At 29.4% G+C, this 2,358-nt stretch carries 4 protein-coding genes; all 4 read left to right on the top strand.

Going from position 1 to position 2,358, the window contains the following annotated elements; all coding sequences use genetic code 11:
- Positions 1 to 13 precede the first annotated feature (13 nt).
- The 4 genes from JGH11_RS19745 to JGH11_RS19730 are packed head-to-tail and all read left to right on the top strand — an operon-like array spanning position 14 to position 2,342.
- Positions 14 to 310 (top strand): helix-turn-helix domain-containing protein, encoded by a 297-nt coding sequence (locus JGH11_RS19745; RefSeq protein ID WP_201114642.1) that lies wholly within the window; start codon positions 14 to 16, stop codon positions 308 to 310.
- 46 nt (positions 311 to 356) lie between these two features.
- A complete protein-coding gene (locus JGH11_RS19740) occupies positions 357 to 1,442 on the top strand; it encodes a type I restriction endonuclease (protein WP_201114640.1) in 1,086 nt (361 codons plus the stop codon).
- A gap of 7 nt (positions 1,443 to 1,449) precedes the next feature.
- The gene (locus tag JGH11_RS19735) at positions 1,450 to 2,013 is read left to right on the top strand and encodes a hypothetical protein (protein WP_201114638.1); all 564 of its coding nucleotides are present in this window, start codon (positions 1,450 to 1,452) and stop codon (positions 2,011 to 2,013) included.
- Positions 2,014 to 2,015: 2 nt separating this feature from the next.
- Positions 2,016 to 2,342, top strand: coding sequence for a hypothetical protein (locus JGH11_RS19730; RefSeq protein ID WP_201114637.1), 327 nt, complete (start codon positions 2,016 to 2,018; stop codon positions 2,340 to 2,342).
- Positions 2,343 to 2,358: the final 16 nt, after the last annotated feature.

Raw genomic sequence — 2,358 nt, 5'->3', positions numbered from 1 at the left:
TAATAACTAGGATATGGTATTAAGAATAAAAGAAGTAGTAAGAGAGAGAGGTTTGCAACTTTCTGACTTGGCTACTATGCTTGGGATAAATAGGGTTAGTTTATCTCAACAAATCAATGGCAACCCTACTGTTGAAACCCTGCAAAAGATTGCACATGCTTTAAATGTGCCTATCTCCGAACTTTTCGAGCGTTCAGATAATGATACTATCGGCATTATAAGACACAAGGGAAAGTCTTATGATATAAATTCTATTGAGGATATTAAAAAAATATTAGCTGAAATAGAGAATGTTAATATTAATTTATAGATTTGTGAAATTAACTATATTATAGACACACTTAAATCGTAGTATTATGGACTTCAAAGATGTTATTAAACAGTTATCAGAAAGAATCGAAAAACTTAAAGATAATCTTCATACAGAAGAAGCTACTAAAAACGCACTAATTATGCCAATGCTACAATCTTTAGGTTATGATGTATTTAATCCACTTGAAGTTATGCCTGAATTTGTGTGTGATATAGGTACAAAAAAGGGCGAAAAGATTGATTATGCAATAATGAGTAATGGAATACCTATTTTACTAATTGAATGTAAACATTGGAATCAAGAACTAACATTACATGATAATCAATTGTTGAGATATTTTCATGTTTCCCCTGCTAAGTTCGGACTTTTAACTAATGGAATAATATATAAATTTTATACAGACCTAGAAACTCCGAACAAAATGGATGAAAAGCCATTTTTGGAGATTAACATGAATGATATTAAACAGAATCAAGTAGATGAATTAAAAAAATTTCATAAAGCGTATTTTGATGTTGACAATATATTAAGTTCAGCTAGTGAACTTAAATACACAAATGAGTTGAAAAACGTTATAAATAAAGAATTTTCAAATCCAAGCCCCGAATTTGTAAAACTATTTGCAAAACAAGTATATGATGGACTGATAACTGCTAAATTATTAGACCAATTTACTACACTTGTTCGTAAATCTATTTCAGGTTTGATTAATGACACTATTTCTGACAGATTAAAAACGGCCTTAAAAACGGAATCTCTAGCAGAGAATGTAGATAAGGTTGAAGAAAAGCAAGTATTACCAGATGATGTTGTTTATATGTCTGAAGACGGAAATATAGTAACTACAAAAGAGGAGATAGACGGATATAATATAATAAAGGCTATTTTGTGTGAAATAGTGGATTTAAAAAGGGTGGTAAATAGAGACACAAAATCTTATTTCGGAATTTTGTTTGATGATAACAATAGAAAACCTATTTGTCGTTTATATTTTAATTCTGACACAACTAAATACATAGCTACTTTTGACGAGAATAAAGTTGAAACTAAAAATAAAATTGATAATTTAAACGAAATTTATAAGTATGCTAAAGAGCTTAAAAATATAGTTGAATTTTATTTAAAGTAATCAACCTATGAGAAAACTATTATTACTATTATTTACTTCTCTCAGCCTGTTTGCATTTTCTCAATCAGATAGTTTAGATATAAAAAGCAATACGTTAAACTTTGGTTCTAAAAACGATTCTTATTTTTTAAAGGAATCAGTAATCATAGGAAAACATAGTGATGTTGAATTTGTGAATTTTTATATAACAAATATATTGACTGGAGAAAAAAGAGCAGCATTAATCATTAATTCTACTACAGGTGGATGGACGTCACCATTACATACTGAACGTACAGGTGCAATAGATAGTGATGAAATTGACTTTTGTATAAAATGCCTTAATTATGGAAAAGATAATTTAATAAACACTAAGCCAGATAACTATACTGAACTAGTATTTACCAGTAGAGATTTAGCAACAATAGGCATGTATTATGAAATAGGCAATTTTTCAAAGTGGAATTTAATTTTCAGAACTGGATATTACTCAAGAAGACCAGTAAAAAGCATAAATATTAAAAACATTGATAAAATAATAGAATTATTTATATTATCCAAAAGTGGTATTGATGAATTTCTAAAGCCTTAACCATGCCAACCCCCGAATCAATCATAGAGATACAAAAAGAAAGATCGTTAAGCCTTATGCAGGAACTTGACGGTATTTTCAACGATATGAGCAAAGAAGATGCTATGATTGACTTTCTGTTTACCGATGAGATAAAAAAGCGATTGAGCGAATTATATGTAGGGCTTATAGAGTGTTTTATGACAATCTCGCAATGGTCTTATGTAATTGGTGATGCAAAGCAGGGTGACGAGTATAACCAATTCTATGAAGATACACTTCTATCGTGGCGTAAACTGTTAGGAATGAATAGGGGGGTTAAGAATAAGATTGAGGAAATCAATAACTAATTTCTATATTTTAATA

This window comes from Dysgonomonas sp. Marseille-P4677, assembly GCF_016652235.1.
Lineage (GTDB): Bacteria > Bacteroidota > Bacteroidia > Bacteroidales > Dysgonomonadaceae > Dysgonomonas.
This window is presented reverse-complemented; position numbering and strand designations above follow the sequence as displayed.

Coding starts and splice junctions, on each gene's coding strand:
- JGH11_RS19745 (WP_201114642.1), top strand. CDS start 14: ATGGTATTAAGAATAAAAGAAGTAGTAAGAGAGAGAGGTTTGCAACTT.
- JGH11_RS19740 (WP_201114640.1), top strand. CDS start 357: ATGGACTTCAAAGATGTTATTAAACAGTTATCAGAAAGAATCGAAAAA.
- JGH11_RS19735 (WP_201114638.1), top strand. CDS start 1,450: ATGAGAAAACTATTATTACTATTATTTACTTCTCTCAGCCTGTTTGCA.
- JGH11_RS19730 (WP_201114637.1), top strand. CDS start 2,016: ATGCCAACCCCCGAATCAATCATAGAGATACAAAAAGAAAGATCGTTA.